The following is a 22,231-nucleotide window of genomic DNA, read 5'->3' as shown; positions in this document are numbered from 1 at the left end:
ACCCCCGGCGAGCGTTGACCCGATGGGCGCGGCGCCGGGCCGGACCCGCCACGAGGAGGTTGGCGCATGAAGGGCGACCGAGTCGAGATCGTGATCGACGCCGGGGGCAGCACCCTTACCTACGAGATCGAGGCGACCCGGGCCGGCCGGCGCGTCGACGTCACCCACGGCCGCGGCGTCGTCGAGGTCGTCGAGACCACCCGCGGCGGTACGCCCGTCCGGACCGCGCGGTTCATGGCCGGCCGCGTCCTGGCGCTCGTCGAGCGCCCCGCCCCGCGTCCGGCGGAGGCGGACGACGTCCGCGTGGCCCCCCTGCGCTCGGCCTAGGCCGACTGGCCGCCCTGGGCGGCTGAGGTGGCTGGGCGGCTGAGGTGGCTGGGCGGCTGAGGGGGCTGGGCGGGCGTGCGCGGACGCCGGCCGGTCGGTCCGGCGGGCCTCGCGGGCGTCCGCCCGGCGGGCTGCCCGTGCGCGCCATGATGGCGCCATGACGACCCCCGACCGCCCGGGACCGGACCTCACCGCCGTCGCCCGCGGCGCCGGGCGGGTGACCCCGTCGTCCGACGCGCCGGTCGTGGTCGAGCCGATGGAGGCCCGCCACGCGGCCGCGGTCCTCGCGGTCTACGCCGAGGGGATCGCGACCGGTGAGGCGACCTTCGAGACCGACGTCCCGACGTGGGACGCGTGGGACAGGTCCCGGTTGCCCGACCACCGCTTCGTCGCCATCGCGCCCGCGGCGGCGGGCGGCGCCGGCCCGGTGGTCGGGTGGGTCGCGGTGAGCCTGGTCAGTGCGCGGGCCGCGTACGCCGGCGTGGTCGAGCACAGCGTCTACGTGGCCGGCGCCGCGCGTGGCCGCGGGGTGGGGGCCGCGCTGATGCGCCGGCTCGTGCGCAGCTGCGAGGAGGGCGGGATCTGGACGATCCAGTCCGGCGTCCTCCCCGAGAACGTGGCCAGCCTCGCGCTGCACGAGCGGTTCGGCTTCCGGCGCGTCGGGGTGCGGGAGCGGATCGCCCGGCGCGACGGCCGGTGGCGCGACGTGGTGCTGCTCGAGCGACGCAGCGCCGTGGTCGGGGTCTGACGGGCGACTACGTCGCCGGCCCGCCGGACGCCTCGCGCTGCGCCACCCGCCACGCCCAGAGCACCAGCGGGACCTGCAGGGGCAGACGCCCCCATGCCACGGCGGGGCGACGGGCCCACGACCGGCTGCCGGCACGGGAGTCGAGGGCCATCTGGACGTTGCCCGGGAAGACCAGCACGAAGAGCGCGCACGTGGCCAGGGCACCGGCCCGGCGCGTGCGCGGCGCCGTGACCGCCGCGGCGCAGGCCAGCTCGGCGAGGCCGCTGCCCACGACCCACGGCCGGGGGGCGCCGAGCCAGGGCGGGATCAGCCGCTCGTAGAGCCGGGGCCGGACGAGGTGGGTCACCCCGGCCCCCGCGAGGAGGGCCGCCAGCGCGAGCGCCGAGCCGGGTGGGGTCGGCGGCGCTCCAGGGGTCGGCACGCGCTCACGCTACGGCGCCGGACGCCACCGGTCGTCCCTACGCTGGCGCACGTGCCCGCCGGACCCCCGTCGCCGTCCGCCGACGCCTCGACCCCGCCCACGCTCGTGCGCCGCCTGGGGCTGGGCGACGCCGTCGTCCTGGGGGTCGGCTCCATGCTCGGCGCGGGGGTGTTCGCCGTGCTCGCCCCGGCGTCCGCGGCGGCAGGCCGGCTGCTGCTGCTCGGGCTCGCGGTCGCAGCCGTCGTCGCCTACGCGAACGCCATGTCGACCGCGCAGCTGGCCGCCGCCATGCCGACGTCGGGGGGCGCGTACCGGTACGGCCGGGAGCGGCTCGGCCCGTGGCCGGGGTTCGTGGCCGGGTGGTGCTTCGTCGTGGGCAAGACGGCGTCCTGCGCGGCGATGGCGATGACGTTCGCGGCGTACGCCGCCCCGCAGGTGCAGCGGCCCGTCGCGGTCGCAGCCGTCGTCGTCCTGGTCGCGGTGAACGCGCGGGGGATCACCCGCACCGCGCGGCTCACCCGGGTGCTCGTCACCGTCACCCTGCTCGTGCTGGGCGCCGTCGTCACGGTCGGTGCGTGGTCGGCCGCCGGACCGGGGCCGGTCGCCGCGGCTCCACCGGGTGCCCCACCGTGCCCCTCCGGTCCGTGCGGCGGCGGGGTGCTGGGGGTGCTGCAGTCCGCGGGCCTCCTGTTCTTCGCCCTCGCCGGGTACGCGCGCCTCGCGACCCTCGGCGAGGAGGTGGTCCGGCCGCGGGTGGTGATCCCGCAGGCCGTCCGCGCCGCCCTGGCGATCGTCGTGGCGGTCTACGCGGCGGTCGCCGTGGTCGCGCTCGGCGTGCTCGGACCGGACCGGCTCGCCGCGTCCGCGGCGCCCCTGGTCGACGTCGTCGTTGCGGCGGGTGCGCCGGGCGGCCTCTGGTGGGTCCGGGTCGGTGCCGCCGCGGCGTGCCTGGGCGCGCTCCTCGGCCTGGTGGCCGGCGTGGGGAGGACGGCGTTCGCGATGGCGCAGGACGGCGAGCTGCCGCGCGCCCTGGCCGCGGTGCACCCGCGCCACCGCGTGCCGCACCGGGCGCAGGGGGTGGTGGGGGCGGCGGTCGTCGTCGGCGTGCTGGTCGCCGACGTGACGACCCTGATCGCGTTCTCGTCCTTCGGGGTGCTCGTCTACTACGCGATCGCGAACGCGGCGGCGTTCGGGCAGGTCGGGCCGGACCGGCGCACGCCGCGCGGGCTGCAGGTCCTGGGGCTGGCCGGCTGCGCGCTGCTCGTGCTCACGCTGCCGCCGTCCGCCGTGCTGGCGGGGGCCGGTGTGCTGGTCGCCGGGGTGGTGGTGCGCGCGTCCCGGCTCGGGGCCGGCCGCCGCGGCCGACGGCGCGCGGGCTGACGCGGGTCGAGGCCGGACCGGGGCCGGCGCCGGTCAGGCGCCCGTCAGGCGCCGGTCGGGGACCACCAGCGGTCGGCCGACAGCAGCTCCGAGCGCGCCGCCGGGTCGAGGTCACCGGACAGCAGGGTCACCTCGTCCACCCGTCCGACGGGCGGCGTCGCACCGGGCCGGGCGCCCACGGTCAGCGACGCGCCGGCCGGCGTGCCCGCGAACGGGACCGGGGCGGTGGCTGCGCCGTCGTCGACCGCCAGCGTGACGGGTGCGGCGCCGTCCACCTCCGCGCCGAGTCCGACCGCGACGAGGTGGACGTCGTCCCGCCCCAGCGGGACGCTCGCCAGGACGGTGGTCGTCCCGTCGGCGTGGACGTGGCTCAGGACCAGGAGGTCGCCGGCCACGCCGAGGACCAGGAGGTCGGCGGGCCGGGGGGTGTCCGGACCGGCGGCCGGCGCGTCCGGACCGTCGGGTGCGTCCGACGGCGTGCCGGGCGGGTCCGCAGGCTCGTCCGCCGGGTCGGACGGGTCCGACGGGTCCGACGGGTCCGACGGGTCTGGCGTGCTGGGCGCGGTGTCGGGTGCCGGCGCGCCCTCGATCGGGGCCTCGGCGGACCCGGTCGCCGTCGCGGACGGCGTGGAGCCTGCCGCGGGAGCCGGGTCCGAGAGGGAGTCGGAGGCCGACAGGCCCTGGAGGGCGCCGGCGTCCGCAGGGTCGGCGGGCAGGCTCTGCGGGGTCGTGACCGAGAGCGAGGCCAGCTCGCCGTCGCCGGCACCGACCTGCACCCACAGCAGCAGGGTCGCCGGGCCCGCGGGCAGGACCGGACCCGAGGTGGGGCCGCCGCCCACGGTGCCGGCGAGGTCGAGGGACCGCACCGCCGACGTCCCGGCGTCCCCGCCCGCGGCGAGGTCGACCGGGTCGCACTGCAGCAGGCCGGCCGTGGCGGAGCCGGAGGGGACGGCCGGGTCCGCCCCCGGGCGGGAGAAGCTCCAGCGCAGCAGCGGGGTGGCGGCGTCGAGCCGACCCGAGGTGAAGGTGGACGGGTCGCCGACGCACGCGGCCGTCGTCGTGACCGCCCCGCCGGCGGACGCCGAGGCGGTGAAGGTCGCCGACGTGCGCTCGGGTGCCGCGACGAGGCCGGCCGGCACGAGGCAGGTGAGCCCGGCCAGGGCGACGAGCGCGACCCGGTGCCTAGTCGAGGACGAGCTCATCGGTCCGTCCTCGGTCGCGGGCGGCGCGGTCGGGTCGCTCACGGCGTGCCCGGACCACGGCGGTGACCTCCATCCCGGCGAGCGCGGCCAGCGGGGGAGCCAGCATGACCAGCCGGCCCAGGTCGCTGTGCGCCCAGCTCAGCACCGCGCCCCAGTGGGCGTGGGCCGCGAGCACGACGCCGCGGACCCGGGACACCGGGACGGCGTCGGGGTCGCGGGTGGGATTGGCGTCGCCGCGGGTGACCAGGTACTCGCGCAGGATCGGCCGGCCGGCCCGGTCCAGCACGGGGACCATCCGGCCGGTCGCCTCCTGCTGCTCCAGGACGGGCCGGCGCGTGAGCTCCTCGATCCGGTGCGTCACCAGCTCGTCGGAGCCGGGCGGCCAGAAGGAGACGACCTGACCGGTGCGCAGGTCGGACGGGTCCTCGACCGGCTGCAGGACCACCGCGTCACCGGCGCGGAAGGCCGGCGCCATGGACCCGGACGTGACGATCAGCAGGCGCTGGTCGTGCAGCCCGTACCAGAACGGCACCAGCAGCGACGCGGCGTACGCGCCGGCGCACACCACGACGAGCGACCACAGCGCGGTGCGCACGGCGCGACCCCGGTCGACCCTTCGCAGGCGCAGGCGCAGGCGCAGGCGCAGGCGCAGGCGCGGGCCGGGTCGCCGTCGAGGGGCGGTCGGCACGGGGAGGAGGGTCATGGGTCAGTCGTTGTGCGCGGACTGCTCGGCCCAGACCGTCAGGCCCAGGGTCGTCGAGGCGTTCTGGAAGGTGTTGTCGGTCTCCGGCGGCAGGTACAGGCCGAAGCACAGGACGTCCACGTCGGTCGCGACGACCAGCCGGTCGCCGGCCTGGCCGCCGGTGGTGCGGTCGCCGATCAAAACCGGCCCGTCCGCGGCGACCGGGGCGGGTGCCCGCAGCGGCTGCAGGCCCGCGACGCCGTCGGCGGTGCACGACGCCTCGTCCACGACGGAGTACACCGCGAGCTGGAGCTGGCCGGACAGCGCCGCGTCACCGGTGTCGGCGAAGGACTTCTCGACGGCGTAGCGGTACCCGAGCGATCCGTCGTTGCGCACCGTGAGCGGCTGGTACGCCGCGTCCCCGGGGACCATGGAGGCGACCTCCAGGAACGTCTCGGCGGCCGTGAGGCCGACGTCGACGGTGCCGGTCGTGAAGCCGCCCCCCGAGACGGAGTCGTTGTCGGTGAACAGCGCGGAGGTGGTCAGCGACGTCACGCCGACCAGGCCCAGGCCGACGGTCGCGGCGCTCGCGGCCAGCCGGCGACGCCGGGCGCGGTCGGCCGCGCTGGGGGTGGCGGGCGCGATCATCTCCTGCAGGAGGTCGTCCATGTCCGGCCGGGCAGGGCTGCTCATGTGCCCCCCATCGGACCGCGACGGGCCGTGTTGAGGGGTTTGCCCGGATTGGTGTCGCTAGGTCGGACGAACCGCGCGGCCGGGCGCCCGTCGGTCCGCCGGGACGGCCGACGCGACGATCCCGGTGGGCGCCGCCTCCGCGAGCGCCGCGGGCGCCGCCGCCGCCGTGGGGACCATCGGCGCAGGGACCACCGGCGCGGTCCCCGCCGGTGCCGGCGGCCGGTCGGCGACCAGCTCGGTGCGGGCCGCCGCGACGTCGTCGGCCGGGACGGCGGGGGAGTAGAGGTACCCCTGGGCCTGGTCGACGCCGAGCTCGGCCAGCCGGGCGGCGGTCACCTCGTCCTCGACGCCCTCGGCCACGACCGTCAGCCCGAACGAGTGCGCCAGGTCGACCATCGCCCGCACGACCGGCGCGGACCCGGGCCGGCCGCGGCCGGCCGAGAGGTCCTGGACGAACAGGCGGTCGATCTTCAGCTGGGACACCGGCAGGTCCCGCAGCTGGGAGATCGAGGTGTTGCCGATGCCGAAGTCGTCGATGGCGACCTGCACGCCGATGGCCTGCAGCCGGTCGAGCACCGGCACGATCCGGGACGGCGCGGCCACCAGCGCGGTCTCGGTGATCTCGACCTGCAGCAGGGACGCCGGGACCCCGTAGGTGGCGAGCAGCTGCTCGATCAGGTCCGCGACGTCCAGGGAGGTCACGTTGTGCGCCGAGAGGTTGACGGCGACCGGAAGCGCCGCCCCGGAGTCGCGCCACCGGGCCACCTGCTGGATCGCGGTGACCAGGGCGAACCGGGTGAGTGTGGTGATGAGCCCGGTCTGCTCGGCGAGCGGGATGAACAGGTTCGGCCCGAGCGTGCCGCGGGTGGGGTGGTCCCAGCGCATGAGCGCCTCGACGCCGACCGTCAGGCCCGTGCTCAGGTCGACCTTCGGCTGGTAGTGCATCAGCATCTCGTCGGGCCGCTCGAGCGCACGGTGCAGGTCGCCGAGCAGGACCAGGCGGGCCGGGGACGAGTCGTCCGCGTCCGGGGAGTAGACGGCGACCCCGAGGCGGTGCGCCTTGGCGGTGTACATCGCGACGTCGGCCTTGCGCATGAGGGAGGAGGCGTCCCCGGCGTGCTCGGGCAGGCACGCGACCCCGATGGAGGTCTCCACGTGCAGCTCGATCTCGCCGAGGTCGAACGGGGCGACGAACACCCCGCGCACGCGCTCGGCGAGCCGGCGGGCGTCCTCGACCGACGGGACGTCGGGCAGCAGGACCGCGAACTCGTCGCCGCCGAGCCGGGCGACGAGGTCGCCCTCGCGCAGGCTGCCCTCCAGCCTTCGGGCGACCTGCTCGAGCAGGACGTCGCCCCGGTCGTGGCCCAGGGAGTCGTTGATGTCCTTGAACCGGTCGACGTCCAGCAGGAGCAGGCCAACCCCGGTGCCGTCCCCGCGGGCGGCGCTCACCGCGCGGTCCAGCCGGTCGCGCAGCATCCGCCGGTTCGGCAGGCCGGTGAGGGAGTCCAGCAGCGCCAGGCGGGCGTTCTCCAGGGCGTTGGACTGCAGCCGGCTGGAGAAGGTCCGCACCACCCGGAACAGCAGCAGCCACAGCAGGACCAGCCCGGTGATGGTCACCAGGGTCACGGTGCGGATCCCCTCGCGCAGCGTCGCGCTGGTGGCGGAGTGGTCGAGCACCACCTCGGCCGCACCGACGCGCTGGTCGCCGTAGGTGACCGGCACGTACACGCTGACCACGTCGAGCTCGGCCTCCGCGGCGGGCGCGTCGGCGGCGGGGACGTCCAGGCGGAGCCCGGCCCGCCGGACGTCGGTGTCGGCCGTCGAGCGCCCCTGCCGGACGGCGGCGTCCAGCCGGGTGGTGTCGGGGAACCCGGTGGGCTCGGTGGACGACGGGTCGTAGAGCACCTCGCCGTTGACCGTCCACAGGCGCAGGCCCACGAGCCGGGGCGCGAACTCCGACAGGGACGACCCGACCGAGGCCCGCTGCTCCTCGCTGACCAGACCCAGTCGGTAGGCGTCCACCGGCAGGGCGGCGTGGAGGTGCGCCTCGACGTGCTGCGCCTGCTCGACGGCCTGGGCCAGCGCCTGGCGCCGCATGATCGTCGTCGTCGTGGTCGCCAGGGCCACTCCGAGCACGAGCATGGCGACGACGCTCACGACGGCGAAGTACCGGGTGAGCGGGGGACGTCTGCGGGGCTGCGGAGTCACGGGGGGCGAGCCTGGGGGTGGTCGGGGGTGTCCGGCGGCGGGGACCGCACCGCCCGGACGTGGCCATCGAGGGTAGGCAGGCCGGTCGAGGCGGGTCCACCGCCCGTGGGCTAGATCACGCCGACCGTGCCGCTGATGCCGCTGATGCCGCTGATGCCGCTGATGCCGCTGGTGCCGCGGGTGCCGCTGGTGAGCAGGGAGCCGCCGGCGAGCGCGGTCGCGAGCGTCACGGCCAGGAACACCCCGATCCACACCAGGCTCGGCACCCGCGTGAGCCGGGCCAGCACGTCCGCGTCCGACGTCCGGGGTCCGTGCCGCCGGCTGCGCTGCAGCTCCAGGACGGGACGGGGCGCGGCCAGCAGCAGGAACCAGGTGACGGCGTAGGCCACCGCCGTCTGCCACACCGGCGGGACCCACCACGTGACGACGAGCAGCAGCGCCCCGGTCACCAGCACCGACCACAGACCGAACAGGTTGCGGACGCCCACCCCGATCGCGACGACCAGGACGAGCAGGCACCACAGCATCCCGACCGCCCAGCCGTTGGCGGTCAGCCACGCCGCGGCGAGCCCGAGCAGACCCGGGGCGACGTAGCCGGCCAGCGCCGTGGCGACCATCCCGGGCCCGCGCGGCCGACCCACCGACGTGGTCAGCCCGGACGTGTCGGCGTGCAGCCGGATCCCGGCCAGGCGCCGTCCGGTCAGCACGGCCGCGGTCGCGTGCCCCGCCTCGTGCACGAGCGTCACGCCGTGCCGGGCGACGCGCCACGCGCCGGGGACGACGACGACGACGACGGCGAGCAGCGCGGTGGCCACCACCACGAGAGCCGACGGCGCCGGCTGCGTCGCGGTCGCGCGCTGCCAGATCTCCACCAGCGGATCGAGGGTCACGCCGCCCACCGTAGGCACGCCGGCCGGCACCTGCCGGGGCGGTCCGGACCCGCGTCGGCGCCGCGGTCGGACCGCCGGCGCCGCGCCGGGAGACGCGTCTCACACCGGGCGACGGGCGCCTGTAGGGCATACTTGCTGGCAGGAGCGGTGCTGTCTGCGCCCTCCGACGTCGTGGAGCACCTGCGAGTTCACGCGGCGAGCCCCGACCCCCACCGCCGGAAAGGCGAACCTTCATGCCTACTTTCTCCGACCTCGGCGTGCCCGAGACCCTCGTCCGCTCGCTCACCGCGGGCGGCATCACCGAGGCCTTCCCCATCCAGACCGCGACCCTGCCGGACACCCTCCGGGGCCGTGACGTCCTGGGCCGTGGCCGCACCGGCTCCGGCAAGACGCTCGCGTTCTCCCTGCCGATGGTCGCCCGCCTGGCCGCGTCGGGCAGCGCCCGGAAGCCCGCCCGCCCCCGCGCGCTGGTGCTGGCCCCGACCCGTGAGCTGGCGACCCAGATCGCCGCGACCCTGGAGCCGCTGGCCAAGGCCGAGCGCCTGAGCCTCACGGTCGTCTTCGGTGGCGTCTCGCAGAGCCGCCAGGTCTCCGCCCTCAACGGCGGCGTCGACATCCTCGTCGCCTGCCCGGGCCGCCTGGAGGACCTGCTCAACCAAAGGCTGCTGACGCTCGACGGCGTCGAGATCACCGTGCTGGACGAGGCCGACCACATGGCCGACCTCGGCTTCCTGCCCGGCGTGAAGCGGATCATGGACAAGACCCCGAAGAAGGGTCAGCGGATGCTGTTCTCCGCGACCCTGGACAACGGGGTCGACCTGCTGGTCAAGCGCTACCTGACCGACCCGCTGACGCACGCGGTCGACTCCGCCGAGTCGCCGGTCGTCAAGATGACGCACCACGTGCTGGCCGTGCACGACGCCGCCTCCAAGCAGCTCGTCGTCAACGAGCTCGCCTCGGGCACCGGCCGCCGGGTCATGTTCACGCGCACCAAGCACCAGGCCAAGAAGCTCGCGAAGCAGCTGACCGCCGCGGGGATCCCCGCGGTGGACCTGCACGGCAACCTGAGCCAGCCCGCCCGTGAGCGCAACCTCGCGGCGTTCTCCTCCGGTGACGTGCGCGTGCTGTGCGCGACCGACATCGCCGCGCGGGGGATCCACGTCGACGACGTCGAGCTCGTCGTGCACGTCGACCCGCCGGCCGAGCACAAGGCGTACCTGCACCGCTCGGGCCGGACGGCCCGGGCCGGCGCCGAGGGTGCCGTCGTCACGGTGATGCTCCCGGAGCAGGCCGGCGACGTGAAGACGCTGACCCGCCAGGCGAAGATCACCGTCACCCCGCAGCGCGTGGGACCGGGCTCCCCGGTCATCAAGGCGCTGGTCGGGGAGGTCGCGCCGATCGTCATGCCGGCCCCCGAGCCGGTGTCGGTGCCGCAGCCGCGTGCCGCCGGCACGGGTGGTGGGGGCCGTGGCTCCCGCGCCGGTGGCCAGCGCCGGCACTCCGGCGCCGGTGCGGCCGCTGCGGGCCAGGCCCGGTCCGGCGGCGCCCGGTCCGGCGGTGCGTCCTCGGGTGCGGCGCGCCCGGCCCGCGCCCCGCAGGGCGGGTCGACCGCCGTGTACTCCTCCTCGACCGGTGGCCGCAGCGGTGCCGTCGAGATGTCCCGTGGCGCGTCCTCGGGTCGTCGCCGCTCGCGCTGAGCCGCGCCCCGGTCGACCTGCAGCCCGCGTCGGAGCCATGCTCCGGCGCGGGCTGCGTCGTCCCCGGTCGGTGGTGCAGCCCCGACGGCGGGCACCCCGCTCGCCCGGCGTGCCGGGCGGCGACCGCCCGCGCCGACATACGCTGGGCGCAGGTCGACGAGGGAGGACGAACCGATGCCGTACGAGGTGGAGCGGTCCGACGAGGAGTGGCGCCTGGTGCTCGAGCCCCAGGAGTTCAGCGTGCTGCGGAGGGCGGGCACCGAACGGCCCTGGACCGGGGCGCTGCTGGACGAGCAGCGGGAGGGCGTCTACCGCTGCCGGGCGTGCGGCAACGAGCTGTTCCGCTCGGACACCAAGTTCGACTCGCACTGCGGGTGGCCGTCGTTCTTCTCCCCGCTGGCCGGCGACGCCGTCGAGCTGCTGCAGGACTCCAGCCTCGGCATGGTGCGCACGGAGGTCCGCTGCGCGCGGTGCGGGTCGCACCTGGGACACGTGTTCGACGACGCCCCGCAGACGCCGACCGGTGACCGGTTCTGCATGAACTCCGTGTCGCTGACCTTCGAGCCGACGGCCTGAGCCTGCCTGGACGCCGCCGGCGCTGCCGGTGGGGTCCTGCGGGGGGACGACCCCGAGGTCGCGCCGCCGTCAGGGGCGCCGCGTCACCTGGTCCAGCGTCAGGTTGAGACGCTCGAGCGACGTGGCGAGCGTGGCGACGGCGTCGTCGTCCCACGAGGCGAGGGCGGCCCGCAGCCACGCGCGGCGCGCCTCCTGGGCCTCGGCCAGCCGGCGCGCCCCCTCGGCGGTGAGCTCCAGCTGCTGACCGCGGGAGTCGTCCGGGTCCGGCCGGCGCGTGAGCAGGCCCAGGTCCTCCAGCCGCCGCACCTGCCGGGAGATGGTCGCGCGGCCGACGCCGACGTGGTCCGCGAGCTCGCTCGAGCGCATCCCTGGGGCGGCCGCGATGCGGACCAGCAGCGGGTAGGCGGCGGCGTCCAGGTCCGGGTGCACGCGTGCCGCGACGGCGCTCGACGACGAGTGGGCGCGGCGCAGGAGCAGGCCGAGCTCGCGCTCCACGCGGGAGTTGGGGTCGCTCACGCGCCCATCCTGCCGTGGCGTCGACCCGTGGCCGGCACCGCGACCCGCCGGCCCCCGGGGCACGGGGTGCCGGACCGGCCCGGGCCGCCGCCCGCGTCGCCCACCACGACGGACGCCGGCGGCGCACCCGGGAGGGTGCACCGCCGGCGTCGGGGTGCCGGCGGACCGGCGGACCGGCCCGCAGGCGCCGTGCGCGTCAGGTGCGGGGCGTGGCGTCCAGCGTGGACTCCGCCGTGCTGCCCTCCTGCGCGAGGGCGTCGTTCGCGAGGCGCTGCTCGACGCCGGACCGGGTGCCCAGCGGCACCTCGTGGAGGAAGAGGACCGCGACCAGCGCGACGATCCCCAGCGGGACCGCGATGAGGAACAGGTCCGCGATGCCCTCGCCGAACGCCGACTCGACCACCGTGCGCACCGGCTCGGGGATCGTGGAGACGTCCGGGACGGCGGTGGTGTCGCCGCCCAGGGCGGCCGGGTCGACGCCGACGTCCTGCAGCCCCCGCAGCAGCAGCGTGGTGATCCGCGCGCCGAGCACCGCACCCAGGGCCGAGACGCCGACCGCGCCGCCGAGCGTCCGGAAGAACGCGACCGTCGCGGTGCCGCTGCCCATCTCGCGGACGTCCAGGGTGTTCTGGGTCGCGAGCACGAGGTTCTGCATGAGCATCCCGACGCCGGCGCCGAGGATCGCCATGTAGAGGCTGACCAGCACGAAGCTCGTGTCGTACCGGATCGTGCCCATGAGCGCCAGGCCTGCGGTCAGGACCGTCGCCCCGGCGATCATGTAGCGCTTGTAGCGCCCGGTGCGGGAGATGATCCGGCCGCTCACCGTGGAGGACACGAGCAGGCCGAGGATCATCGGGACGGTGAGCAGGCCGGACTGCGTGGGCGTCTTGTCCCGGGCGACCTGCATGTACTGGCTGAGGAACACCGACGTCCCGAACAGGGCGACGCCGACCGCGACGCTCGCGATGACGGCGAGGACCAGCGTCCGGTTGCGGAACAGGTGCAGCGGGAGGATCGGCTCGGCGGCGCGGGACTCGACCCGCACGGCCAGGGCCAGCAGGGCGACCGAGCCCACCAGGAAGGCCGCCGTCTGCCAGGACATCCAGTCGAACTCGTTGCCGGCGAAGGTGACCCACAGCAGCAGGGCGGAGATGCCGCCGGACAGCAGGAGCGCGCCCGCGTAGTCGATCTGCACCTTGCGGTGCGGCAACGGCGGGAGCTTGAGCGTGCGCTGCAGCACGACGATCGCCGCGACCGCGAACGGCAGGCCGACGAAGAAGTTCCAGCGCCAGCCCGGGCCGTCGGTGATGACGCCGCCGAGCAGCGGGCCACCGACCATGCCGACGCCCATGACGGCACCCATGAGGCCCATGTACCGGCCTCGCTCGCGCGGGGAGATGATGTCGGCGATCAGCACGGTGCCCAGAGCGGTCAGGCCGCCGGCGCCGAGGCCCTGGAACGCGCGCATCGTGATGAGCATCCCGGTGGACTCCGAGAACCCGGCGACCGCCGAGGAGACGACGGAGATCACCAGCGCGACCTGGATGAGCAGCTTGCGGTCGACGAGGTCGGCGAGCTTGCCCCAGACCGGCGTGGAGATCGTCGTGGTCAGCAGGGTGGCGGTCACGACCCAGGTGAACGCGGACTGCGTGCCGTCCAGGTCGGCGATGATCCGCGGCAGCGACGACGAGACGACGCTCGTGGCCAGGATGGACACGAACATGCCCAGGAGGATGCCGGAGAGCGCCTCGAGCACCTGCCGGTGCGTCATCTTCGTCGGTGCGGGTGGGGCGGTGGTGGTCATGCGATCTCTCGTTCCAGGGGCTCGGGTGCTGCGTGTGCTGTGTCTGCTGTGCGTGCCGGGGGCGCTGGTGGCGCGGGGGGTGCTGCGGTGGTCGCGGTCGGGGTCGCGGTGGCGGAGCGGGCGCCGGGGAGCCCGTGGTGGCGGCTCACCGCGTCGGCGACCCGGCGGAACTGCTCGGCCGCGGCCTCGACCGCTGCCGGGTCCCAGTCGGCGAAGACTGCCGCCGCGAGCTCGACGGAGGCCGCCGACGACCGGACGGCCAGGGCCCGGCCGGACTCGGTCAGGGCGACCATCCGGGCGCGCCGGTCGGTCGCCGGGACGTCCCGGTCGACGAGCCCGGCCTCGGCCAGTGCCGCCACCTGGCGGCTCGCGACCGAGACGTCGACCCGCAGGTGCTGCGCGAGCTCGCTCACCTGACGTGGACCACGGTCGAGCACGCGGATCACCGACAGCCCGCCACGCCCGCACTCGAGCGTCCGGGCGAGCCAGGCGCCGGTCTCGCGCTGCGCGCGGGCCATGTCCTCGATCGCGGCGACGAGGCCGGCGTGGGGCGAGGAGGCGGTGGTCATGCGGGCACCTCCGAATAGTTGCTTGGGGCAACTGTAGGTCGGATGGTTGCCCGGTGCAACGATCGGGCCCGTGAGGGCCGTCACGCGCCGGCCCGTCCGCGTCCGGGCGCTCTGCGACCGGAGCGCACCTCGTGGAAACTGGTCGGGTGAGCCACGATCCCAGCGCGCCCCGGCGGCCGCGACGTCCCGCGATGCTCGACCCGCGCCAGGCGGACGAGCTCCAGGGCGACATCGACCCGGCCGTCCGGTCCGAGCTGGCGCACACGACCGCGGGCGCGCTCGTGCACCAGGCCCGGGCGATGGACGACCCCGAGGTGGTCGAGCGGCTGGTCCGGCTCGTGGAGGCCGAGGGGCTCGACGTCGTCGCGGCGATGTGGGCCGACAGCCCGCCCGACACCCTGCCCGGTGCCCTGTGGCGGCTCTACGTCATCCGCGAGTGGGTGCGCCGCGACCCGCAGACCCTTGCCGAGCGGTACCGGATGGGCGTGGCCGCGGCGCCGGTGCACGTCGTCGTGGCGGGCGTGGCGGAGGCGCCGGGCCCCGCCGAGCTGCGTCAGGTGGTCGACGCCGTGCTGTCCGGCGTCTACGCCGGTGACCTCGCGGTCGCGCTCGAGCGGGGAGCGGCGTTCTGCCGGGTGCTCGCCACGGGCGCCGCCTTCGACGCGGACCACGTGGAGGACCGTGACGCCGAGGCGGCCCTGCGGATGACGCGGGGTGCCGGCTCGCTCGTGCGGACGGCGGAGGAGCTCGAGCAGGCCGCCGCGCTGTGGCGGTCGGACCGGCTGGACTAGGGGTCGCGGACCGGCGCCGACCGACCCGGGTCGGGCGGCTCAGCCGAGGAAGGGTCGCAGCACGAAGTACATGATCGCGGCGACGAGCGCGGCCATCGGGATCGTCAGGACCCACGCCAGGCCGATGTTCTTGGCGACACCCCAGCGCACCGCGGACAGCCGCTTGGTGGCGCCGACCCCCATGATCGCCGAGGTGATCGTGTGCGTCGTGGAGACGGGGGCGGCGAACACGAACGCCGTCGTGTAGAGGACCGACGCCGCGACGGTCTCCGCGACGAAGCCCCGGGCCGGGTCCAGCTCGATGATCCGCCGGCCGAGCGTGCGCATGATGCGCCAGCCGCCGGAGTACGTCCCCAGGGAGATCGCGGTGGCGGCGGAGAGCTTGACCCACAGCGGGATCTCGTCGCCCTCGTGCAGCCCGCCGGCCACCAGGGCGAGGACGATGACGCCCATCGTCTTCTGGGCGTCCTGCAGGCCGTGGCCCAGGGACATGGCGGCGGCGGACGCCGTCTGGGCCAGGCGGAAGCGACGCTGGGCCTTGGCGGGCGCGGCGCGCCGGAACACCCACAGGACCGCGACCATGAGGAGGTAGGCCAGCCCGAAGCCGATCAGCGGCGACAGGATCATCGGGATGGCGACCTTGTTGAGGATCACGTCCCAGTGCACGGTCGTCGCCGACGCCACCCCCGCCCCGGTGAGACCGCCGATGAGGGCGTGCGTCGACGAGGACGGCAGGCCCAGCCACCAGGTGATGAGGTTCCAGACGATGGCGCCGATGAGCCCCGCCAGGACGATGGTGAGCCCGTGGGCTCCGGAGTCGCCGGTGATCTCGATGATCCCGGACCCGATGGTGGTGGCCACCTCCGTGCCGAGCAGGGCCCCGACGAGGTTGAACACGGCGGCCATGGTCAGGGCGACCCGAGGCGTCAGCGCCCGGGTGGAGACCGAGGTCGCGATGGCGTTGGCGGCGTCGTGGAAGCCGTTGGTGTAGTCGAACCCCAGGGCGAACGCGACGACGACGACGACGAGAGCAATCTCCACCGGGGCTCAGGACTCCTTGAGCGCGATGGTCTCGACGGTGTTCGCCACCTTCTCGAAAGCGTCGGCCGCGTCCTCGAGCTTCTCGACGACCTCCTTGAGCTTCATGAGGAGGATCGGGTCGGTCACCTCGTCGAAGAGCTCGGCGAGCAGCTTGCGGTAGGCCTTGTCCGCCTGGTTCTCCAGCCGGTTCACCTCGACCCAGTACTCGTGCAGGTCCGACATGGAGCGCAGCCGGGGCATCGCCTCCGCCGTCAGCTCCGCGGCGCGCTGCAGGACCTGCACCTGGTCGGCGACGCGCGGCGGCAGCCCGTCGAGCCGGTAGAGCACGATGAGGTCGGCCGCCTCCTCCATGAAGTCCATGCAGTCGTCGAGGTTCGACGCGAGCGCGTAGATGTCGTCCCGGTCGAACGGGGTGACGAAGGTCTGGTTCAGCCGCCGCATGATCGAGTGCGTGGCCTCGTCCGCGAGGTGCTCCGCGTCGCTCATCCGCTTCGCGAGGACCTTGCGGGCCTGACGGTCGGCGCCCAGCATCTCCGCGAGGATGTTCGCCCCGGTGACCAGGTGCTGCGCGGACGCGGCGAACAGGTCGAAGAAGGACGTGTCGCGCGGTGTCAGGCGCAGTCGCACAGGAGTTCTCCGATGACGGGAGGGGGGATGTCGCAGACAGGCTAGGGCAGCGTTTCGGTGAACGCGCAATCACCAGGCGTGACCTGCAGGCGTCGGGAAGGTGAACCGTGAGCGAACTCACCGCACTCCCGGAAGTGTGAGCGACGTCGGACCGCAGAAGCGCCTGTCGGCGCGAAGGCCGCTCGAAGCGGCTTTGTGTGGAGCCCGGGGCTAACGCGGCCCGACGTCGTCGACGAGTGTACGCGCGGCGCCCGGAGGGGGCAGCCGGGCGCCGGCGCGTGGTGGATCGCGCCCGCGCCGGACGTGCCGGACGCGTGGCGGACCCTCGCCCGCCTGCGGTCGCCCGTCGTGGTGTCAGTGCAGGGGTGGCAGGTACCGCTCGACGGCCATGACGCGGGGACCCTTGACGGTCTGCCCGACGTGGGCGACGAGGACCTCGCCCGGCCGCAGGAACGGGTCCTCCCGCGGCAGGGCGTCGGCCACGGACCGCCGGGAGTGCGCGCCGAGGACGTCCAGGACCGTCGGCAGCACCGGACGGTGCGTGCACAGGACCGCGTGCCGGCGGCTCTCCAGGAGGGTCCGCACCGCCGCGGCCACGCGCGCCGGCGAGCGCTCGTGCTCGGCCTCGGACAGGTAGGCGTCACCGGGCTCGATCCGCGCCGACCGTGCGTAGGGCTCGACCGTGGCGGTGCAGCGTTCCCACCGGCTGGTCACCACGTCCCGCACCCCGAACGCCGACAGCACCGGCACCAGCGCCTCGGCCTGGGCGCGCCCGCTCGGCGTCAGCGGGCGGTCGGTCTCGTCGCCCTTCCACGCGGACCGCCGCCGGGCGCGGCCGTGCCGGGCGATGACCAGCGCGTCGGTGGCCAGGCGCCCCTTGGCGTGCATGGCCACCAGTGCGTCCAGCGGGACGGCGTCGTCCTCGCGGGTGAGCTTGCGGCGCGCCTTGGCCACCGTGGTCCAGCGGACGTCGTCGATCTCCTCCGGGGAGGCGGCCTCCACGGGGAGGCGCGCGCGCAGCGCCGGCGCGTCGCGGGTACCGGCCGGACGGGCGGCCCACAGGTGCACCCGCTTCGCGCGGCCGTCGGCGGTCCGGTAGCGCACCGTGGGCAGCTGCGGCCCGAGGACGATCGGGCCGCCGGTCTCCTCGGCGACCTCACGGGCGGCGGCCGCGGGCAGGGCCTCCCCGACGTCCAGCTTGCCCTTGGGCCAGGACCAGTCGTCGTAGCGGGGCCGGTGCACGAGCAGCACCTGCAGGTCCCCCCCGCGCTCACGCCAGACGAGCGCACCGGCCGCCTGGACCGGACGCTGACGTGGCTCCTGTCCGGTCACCGGTCGATGATGTCGGCGCACCGGGCGGGCTGCAATCCGGGCCACCCGCACCGGCGCCCGCACGGCGCCGGCGCGGCCGGTGGGTCGGCCCGGGCGGTCAGTGGCTGCGGCTGCTGCGGCGACGGGCGGAGATGTAGCGCTCCTGCAGGTCCAGCAGCGGAGCGCCGTCGGCGTCCAGGTGGTGCCGCACCCACGTGTCGTCCGGGCCCAGGTGCCAGGACGCGGTCCGGTCGTCCATGGACAGGTCGATCATGTCGACGAGCTCGGTGATGTGCGACGGGTCCCCGATCCGCACCAGCGTCTCGACGCGGCGGTCCAGGTTGCGGTGCATGAGGTCCGCCGAGCCGATGTACACCTCCGGCCCGTCGTTGTCGGCGTCGGCGAAGGCGAAGACCCGGGAGTGCTCGAGGAACCGGCCCAGGATGGACCGCACGCGGATGGTCTCGCTCAGGCCCGGGACGCCGGGCCGGACTGCGCTGATGCCCCGCACGACCAGGTCGATCGGGACGCCCACCTTGGACGCGCGGTACAGGGCGTCGATCGTGGCCTCGTCGACCACGGAGTTCACCTTGATCTTGACCCAGGCGGGTCGGCCGGCCAGGTGGTTGGCGGCCTCGCGGTCGATCCGCTCGACGAGCCCGGCGCGCACGGAGCGCGGGGCGACGAGCAGCCGGTGGAACCGGGTGCGCGGCGCGTACCCGCTGAGCTGGTTGAACAGCCGGGTCAGGTCCTGGCCCACCTCGGGGTCGGCCGTGAGGATCCCCAGGTCGGTGTACTGGCGAGCCGTCTTCGGGTTGTAGTTGCCGGTGCCGACGTGGCAGTAGCGGCGCAGCCCGTCGGACTCCTGGCGCACCACGAGGCTGAGCTTGCAGTGCGTCTTGAGCCCGACGATGCCGTAGACCACGTGCACGCCCGCCTGCTCGAGCTTGCGGGCCCACGAGATGTTGGCCTGCTCGTCGAACCGGGCCTTGATCTCCACCAGCGCCAGCACCTGCTTGCCCGCCTCGGCGGCGTCGATGAGGGCGTCCACGATCGGGGAGTCGCCCGAGGTGCGGTACAGCGTCTGCTTGATCGCCAGCACGTGCGGGTCGGCGGCGGCCTGCTGCAGGAACGTCTGGACGGACGTGGAGAACGAGTCGTAGGGGTGGTGCAGCAGGATGTCGCGGCTGCGGATGGCGGCGAAGACGTCCGAGGCCTGTGCGCTCTCCACCTCCGCGAGGTGCCGGTGCGTCGTGGGGACGAACCGCGGGTAGTGCAGGTCGGACCGGTCCAGGTCGGCGATGAGGTTCAGCCCGGTGAGGTCCAGCGGTGCGGGCAGCTCGTACACCTCCTGCTCGGAGACGCCGAGCTCGCGGATCATCAGCTCCCGGATCCGCGGGTGGATGCCCGCCGCGAGCTCCAGGCGGACCGGCGGGCCGAAGCGGCGCCGCAGCAGCTCCTTCTCCATGGCCTGCAGGAGGTTCTCGGCGTCGTCCTCCTCGACCTCGACGTCCTCGTTGCGGGTGACCCGGAACGTGTGGTGCGCGGTCACCTCCATGCCGGGGAACAGCTGGTCGAGGTGGTGGCCGATGACGTCCTCGAGCGGCACGAACGAGATCGGGCCCTTCTCCGGTGCGGCGGCCTGCGCGCTGGGGGCGCTGGGCCGGCCACGCGCGTCGACGGCGATGAACCGGGGGAGCAGCGGCGGGACCTTGACCCGGGCGAAGTGCTCCTTGCCGGTCGCCGGGTTCACGACGACGACGCCCAGGTTCAGCGACAGCCCGGAGATGTAGGGGAAGGGGTGCGCGGGGTCGACGGCGAGCGGCGTCAGCACGGGGAAGATCTGCTTGCGGAAGAACTTGTGCAGCCGCTCCTGCTCGTCGGCGCCCAGGTCGTCCAGCCGCACGAGCGTGATGCCCTCCCGGGCGAGCGCCGGCTGGACCTGCTCGGAGAAGACCCGTGCGTGCCGGGCCGCGAGCTCGTGCGCGCCCGCGGCGATGGCCTCCAGCTCGCGGCGTGGGCTCAGGCCCGACGCCGCGGTCACGGCCAGACCGGTGGCGATGCGCCGCTTGAGGCCGGCGACCCGGACCATGAAGAACTCGTCGAGGTTCGAGGCGAAGATCGCCAGGTACCGCACCCGCTCCAGCAGCGGCTGGCGTGGGTCCTCGGCGAGCTCCAGCACGCGCTCGTTGAACGCCAGCCAGCTCAGCTCGCGGTCGGCGAAGCGGTCCACCGGTGCGTCGGCGACCTCCTCGGCCACCGTCAGCAGGTCACCGGGCGGTTCGGGGAGGTCGCGGCGCTCGGGCACCGGTGCCGGGACGGCGGCGAGGTGCGGTCGCGGGGCCTGGGTCGGGGGCGCGCTCGGGTCGTCCGTCATCGACCCATCGTGCCATCGTGCGGGGGACGGCGGGTGGCGGAGCGGTCAGCCGAACTGGACGTCGACCGCGCTGCGGACGAACCCCGCTCGGGTGTAGGTCCGCACGGCGACGGTGTTGTCCGCGTCCGTGTAGAGGATGACCCGCGGCAGCCCCCGGGAGGCCAGGTGGGCCACGCCGAGCCCGGTCAGTGCGCCGCCGAGCCCCAGCCCCTGGGCGTCGGGGTCGACGCCGACGACGTAGATCTCGCCGGCCGCGTCCGTGCCGTCGGCGCCGTCGTGCACCTTGGTCCAGACCGAAGCCAGCAGGACGCCGTCGCGCTCGGCGAGGAGGAACCCGGCGGGGTCGAACCACGGCTCGGCCATCCGCGCGGCGAGGTCCTCGCGGGTCAGCCGCCCCTGCTCGGGGTGGTGGGCGAACGCGCGCGCGTTGACGCGCCGCCACGCCTCCTCGTCCTGACCGGGCACGAACGCGCGCACCTCGACGCCGTTCGGCAGGGTGGGACGGGCGGCGACGGGGTGCTCGCGCAGGTCGAGGCTCATCTGCCACAGCTCGCGGACCACCGACATGCCGGCATCGGCGGCCAGCGCGCGGGCGGCGGGCAGGTCGCCGTGCGCCCACACCCGCAGCGATCGCGGTGCCGCCGGGTCGTTCGCGGCGACCTGCCGGGCGGCCGCGAGCAGCCCGCGCCCGAGCCCGGAGCGGCGGGCGGCCGGCGTGACCACCAGCTCGGCGCCGGCCAGCTCGGGCGCGCCGAGGTCGAGCTGGGCGTACGCCGCCAGGGAGCCGTCCTCGGCGCGGGTCAGCAGGTGCACGGCGTCCGGTCCGGACTCCAGCTGCAGGAGGGGCTGCTCGGACAGCGGCGCGACGCCGTCGTGGTCGGCTGCGGCCCGGGCCAGGGCGCGGACCTCGGCCGCCGTCGACCCGTCGAGGGGACCACGGTGGACGGCAGGGGTGGTGCGGCTGGGCATGACCCCATCCCACCACGGGCGGCGGGGGGCAGGGCCGCCCGGCCGGGGCGGTACGGACGGTGGACCCGCGCGCCACCGGGACGGCGGATGCGGATCGGCGGGCCGGACGGGATCGTGGGCGCGTGACCACCACCCCGCCGCGGCGCGTCGACGTCGTCGTGGTGGGCGCGGGCCAGGCGGGTCTGTCGGCGGCGTACCACCTGCGCCGGGCGGGGCTGCGCGCGGGTGACGGGTCGGGTGTGGCGTCCGAGGGCGCGGCGTCCGGGGACGGGGTGCCGGCCCGGGTGGTCGACGACGCGACGTCCGGCACCGGCGCCAGGGCCGGCGCGGGCGCGGGGACCGGCACCGGCACGTTCGTCCTCCTGGACGACGCGCCCGAGCCGGGCGGCGCGTGGCAGCACCGATGGCCCTCGCTGACGATGCAGCACACGCACGCCGTGCACGAGCTCCCCGGCATGCCGCTCGAGGGGTTCGACCCGCAGGAGCCGGCGTCGGCCGCGGTCGGCCGCTACTTCGCGGCCTACGAGCAGCGGTTCGCCCTGCCCGTGGTGCGTCCGGTGCGGGTGGGGGCGGTGCGCGACGCGGGGCAGGGGCTGCTGTCCGTGGAGACCGACCGCGGCCGGTGGCTGACCCGCGCCCTGGTCAACGCCACCGGCACGTGGCAGCGCCCGTTCTGGCCGTCCTACCCGGGGCAGTCCGGCTTCGCGGGCCAGCAGCTGCACACGCACGACTTCCGGTCCGCCTCGGACTTCCTGGGGCGGCATGTCGTCGTCGTGGGCGGCGGGACCAGCGCCGTCCAGCTCCTCCTGCAGATCGCCGACGTCACCACCACGACCTGGGTCACCCGCACCCCGCCCACCTTTCTGCCCCGTGCCTTCGACGAGGAGTGGGGCCGCGAGGTGGTCGCCAGGGTGGACGAGCGCACACGCGCCGGCCTGCCACCGCTGAGCGTCGTGGGGGTGACCGGCCTGCCGCTGACCGAGGAGTACCAGCGCGGCATCGACCGCGGGGTCCTCGTGCCGCTGCCGATGTTCGCCCGCATCGTGCCCGACGGCGTGCGGTGGGACCCCCGGGACGTCCCTCCGGCGCCCGAGCACCTGCGCGCGGACGTGCTGCTGTGGGCGACCGGCTTCCGGGCCGGCCTGGACCACCTCGCGCCGCTGCGCCTGCGCGGGCACGGCGGCGGGATCGTCATGGACGGCACGCAGGTCGTCGCGGACCCACGCGTCCAGCTGGTCGGGTACGGGCCCAGCGCCAGCACCATCGGCGCCAACCGAGCGGGCCGCGAGGCGGTCAGGAACGTGCGGCGGCTGCTCGCCCTGTGAGCGTGGCAGCCGGGCGGCGCCCCGCCGGGCGCGCGCCGGCACACGGTCGAGGGGGGCGGGGTGGTGCCGGCGCCACC

At 75.4% G+C, this 22,231-nt stretch carries 21 protein-coding genes; 7 read left to right on the top strand and 14 right to left on the bottom strand.

The annotated features are described in order from the left end of the window. The first annotated feature begins 66 nt into the window (after positions 1–66). Positions 67–327 carry a DUF8836 family protein gene (locus CAE01nite_RS13660; protein ID WP_146905548.1) on the top strand — a complete coding sequence of 87 codons (261 nt, stop codon included), beginning with the start codon at positions 67–69 and terminating at the stop codon, positions 325–327. A 256-nt stretch (positions 328–583) separates the two neighbouring features. Next, on the top strand, positions 584–1,075 hold the full coding sequence (locus CAE01nite_RS13655; protein WP_146905662.1) for a GNAT family N-acetyltransferase: 492 nt from the start codon (positions 584–586) through the stop codon (positions 1,073–1,075). 7 nt (positions 1,076–1,082) lie between these two features. Here CAE01nite_RS13655 and CAE01nite_RS13650 read toward each other — a convergent pair whose 3' ends face one another. Beyond that, the gene (locus CAE01nite_RS13650; RefSeq protein ID WP_146905545.1) at positions 1,083–1,496 is read right to left on the bottom strand and encodes a DoxX family protein; all 414 of its coding nucleotides are present in this window, start codon (positions 1,494–1,496) and stop codon (positions 1,083–1,085) included. A 51-nt stretch (positions 1,497–1,547) separates the two neighbouring features. Here CAE01nite_RS13650 and CAE01nite_RS13645 point away from each other — a divergent pair, with 51 nt between their 5' ends. Beyond that, entirely contained in the window at positions 1,548–2,876 is a 1,329-nt protein-coding gene (locus CAE01nite_RS13645; RefSeq protein ID WP_246131208.1) for an APC family permease, read from the top strand. A 44-nt stretch (positions 2,877–2,920) separates the two neighbouring features. Here the strand turns inward: CAE01nite_RS13645 and CAE01nite_RS13640 are convergent, their stop codons facing one another. The 5 genes from CAE01nite_RS13640 to CAE01nite_RS13620 all read right to left on the bottom strand — a co-directional run bounded on the left by CAE01nite_RS13640 (position 2,921) and on the right by CAE01nite_RS13620 (position 8,551). Then, complete coding sequence (locus CAE01nite_RS13640; RefSeq protein ID WP_146905543.1) at positions 2,921–4,078, bottom strand: hypothetical protein; 1,158 nt, start codon at positions 4,076–4,078, stop codon at positions 2,921–2,923. After that, the gene (locus CAE01nite_RS13635; protein WP_146905540.1) at positions 4,059–4,781 is read right to left on the bottom strand and encodes a signal peptidase I; all 723 of its coding nucleotides are present in this window, start codon (positions 4,779–4,781) and stop codon (positions 4,059–4,061) included. The genes CAE01nite_RS13640 and CAE01nite_RS13635 overlap by 20 nt, the downstream gene beginning before the upstream one ends. Positions 4,782–4,784: 3 nt before the next feature. Continuing rightward, complete coding sequence (locus tag CAE01nite_RS13630) at positions 4,785–5,453, bottom strand: TasA family protein (protein WP_146905538.1); 669 nt, start codon at positions 5,451–5,453, stop codon at positions 4,785–4,787. Between the two features lie 57 nt (positions 5,454–5,510). After that, positions 5,511–7,661 (bottom strand): putative bifunctional diguanylate cyclase/phosphodiesterase, encoded by a 2,151-nt coding sequence (locus CAE01nite_RS13625; RefSeq protein WP_246131207.1) that lies wholly within the window; start codon positions 7,659–7,661, stop codon positions 5,511–5,513. A gap of 110 nt (positions 7,662–7,771) precedes the next feature. Further along, entirely contained in the window at positions 7,772–8,551 is a 780-nt protein-coding gene (locus CAE01nite_RS13620; protein ID WP_222595928.1) for a M50 family metallopeptidase, read from the bottom strand. Positions 8,552–8,784: 233 nt separating this feature from the next. Between CAE01nite_RS13620 and CAE01nite_RS13615 the strand changes: the two genes are divergently transcribed. Next, the gene (locus CAE01nite_RS13615; protein WP_146905535.1) at positions 8,785–10,248 is read left to right on the top strand and encodes a DEAD/DEAH box helicase; all 1,464 of its coding nucleotides are present in this window, start codon (positions 8,785–8,787) and stop codon (positions 10,246–10,248) included. A gap of 174 nt (positions 10,249–10,422) precedes the next feature. Then, positions 10,423–10,824, top strand: coding sequence for a peptide-methionine (R)-S-oxide reductase MsrB (gene msrB, locus CAE01nite_RS13610; RefSeq protein ID WP_146905532.1), 402 nt, complete (start codon positions 10,423–10,425; stop codon positions 10,822–10,824). A 69-nt stretch (positions 10,825–10,893) separates the two neighbouring features. On the opposite strand, the gene CAE01nite_RS13605 is transcribed toward msrB, so the two are convergent. From CAE01nite_RS13605 to CAE01nite_RS13595, 3 genes are all read right to left on the bottom strand, one after another. After that, positions 10,894–11,340, bottom strand: coding sequence for a MarR family winged helix-turn-helix transcriptional regulator (locus CAE01nite_RS13605; protein ID WP_146905529.1), 447 nt, complete (start codon positions 11,338–11,340; stop codon positions 10,894–10,896). A 196-nt stretch (positions 11,341–11,536) separates the two neighbouring features. After that, a complete protein-coding gene (locus CAE01nite_RS13600; RefSeq protein ID WP_246131206.1) occupies positions 11,537–13,144 on the bottom strand; it encodes an MDR family MFS transporter in 1,608 nt (535 codons plus the stop codon). Further along, positions 13,141–13,713 carry a MarR family winged helix-turn-helix transcriptional regulator gene (locus CAE01nite_RS13595; protein ID WP_146905526.1) on the bottom strand — a complete coding sequence of 191 codons (573 nt, stop codon included), beginning with the start codon at positions 13,711–13,713 and terminating at the stop codon, positions 13,141–13,143. Before CAE01nite_RS13595 ends, CAE01nite_RS13600 begins: the two co-directional genes overlap by 4 nt. A 191-nt stretch (positions 13,714–13,904) precedes the next feature. Between CAE01nite_RS13595 and CAE01nite_RS13590 the strand changes: the two genes are divergently transcribed. Further along, on the top strand, positions 13,905–14,504 hold the full coding sequence (locus tag CAE01nite_RS13590; protein WP_146905647.1) for a hypothetical protein: 600 nt from the start codon (positions 13,905–13,907) through the stop codon (positions 14,502–14,504). A gap of 39 nt (positions 14,505–14,543) precedes the next feature. On the opposite strand, the gene CAE01nite_RS13585 is transcribed toward CAE01nite_RS13590, so the two are convergent. From CAE01nite_RS13585 to mshD, 5 genes are all read right to left on the bottom strand, one after another. After that, positions 14,544–15,545, bottom strand: coding sequence for an inorganic phosphate transporter (locus CAE01nite_RS13585; protein ID WP_146905524.1), 1,002 nt, complete (start codon positions 15,543–15,545; stop codon positions 14,544–14,546). 6 nt (positions 15,546–15,551) lie between these two features. Beyond that, positions 15,552–16,172 (bottom strand): DUF47 domain-containing protein, encoded by a 621-nt coding sequence (locus CAE01nite_RS13580; protein WP_146905522.1) that lies wholly within the window; start codon positions 16,170–16,172, stop codon positions 15,552–15,554. Between the two features lie 354 nt (positions 16,173–16,526). Then, entirely contained in the window at positions 16,527–17,504 is a 978-nt protein-coding gene (locus CAE01nite_RS13575) for an NUDIX hydrolase (protein WP_146905519.1), read from the bottom strand. A 97-nt stretch (positions 17,505–17,601) separates the two neighbouring features. Further along, the gene (locus CAE01nite_RS13570; protein WP_146905517.1) at positions 17,602–19,860 is read right to left on the bottom strand and encodes an RNA degradosome polyphosphate kinase; all 2,259 of its coding nucleotides are present in this window, start codon (positions 19,858–19,860) and stop codon (positions 17,602–17,604) included. 45 nt (positions 19,861–19,905) lie between these two features. Next, positions 19,906–20,829: a mycothiol synthase gene (gene mshD, locus CAE01nite_RS13565; protein WP_146905514.1), complete on the bottom strand. Its 924-nt coding sequence runs from the start codon at positions 20,827–20,829 to the stop codon at positions 19,906–19,908. A 122-nt stretch (positions 20,830–20,951) separates the two neighbouring features. On the opposite strand from mshD, the gene CAE01nite_RS13555 reads away from it, so the two are divergent. Then, the gene (locus CAE01nite_RS13555) at positions 20,952–22,154 is read left to right on the top strand and encodes an NAD(P)-binding domain-containing protein (protein WP_246131205.1); all 1,203 of its coding nucleotides are present in this window, start codon (positions 20,952–20,954) and stop codon (positions 22,152–22,154) included. Positions 22,155–22,231 lie beyond the last annotated feature (77 nt).

Origin of the sequence: Cellulomonas aerilata (genome assembly GCF_007991755.1) — a bacterium.
GTDB classification, from domain to species: Bacteria; Actinomycetota; Actinomycetes; order Actinomycetales; family Cellulomonadaceae; genus Pengzhenrongella; species Pengzhenrongella aerilata.
The sequence above is the reverse complement of the archived record's forward strand: the minus strand, read 5'-3'. Positions and strand labels throughout refer to the sequence as shown.